Here is a 423-nt window from a genome sequence, read left to right on the forward strand (position 1 = left end):
CGATGACTTATGCAAGAAGTCTACTGTAAGTAGCAGTTATTATAAGGAATATCTACTATAATCGAATTTTTTAGCAATGACATCTGCTAACCATCCTAGACCTTCTATTATTACATCACTATAACAACCAGTAATTTTCTAGTGCGTTAAGAATTGCGGGCGATGCTATAGGCGTAACCAGAATCTTCCATCAATTTGCCAAAAATAGCCCCCAAGATAAATAGGGGGAAGTATTTGACCGCAAAGCCGCCAAGACCTTGCATAAAGACTTCAGTATAGATCCCCATCGTTTAGCTGCTCTGTCCACTTAATACCACTGCCAAGATAGCGAGTAGGGGTGCCAAAACTAAGACGCTGACGCCTCGATAGGCAAAATACATTAAGAGGGACAAAGACAACAAAATATAGTCGAACCACTATTAA

Annotated in this window: 1 pseudogene; it reads right to left on the bottom strand. The window is 40.0% G+C overall.

What is annotated here, in order from left to right:
* Window positions 1–158: 158 nt before the first annotated feature.
* A pseudogene (locus B3V51_RS02855) lies at window positions 159–380 on the bottom strand (GntP family permease); the annotation flags it as partial.
* Between the last annotated feature and the right edge of the window lie 43 nt (window positions 381–423).

Source organism: Psychrobacter sp. UBA2514 (genome assembly GCF_002341255.1).
GTDB lineage: Bacteria > Pseudomonadota > Gammaproteobacteria > Pseudomonadales > Moraxellaceae > Psychrobacter > Psychrobacter pacificensis.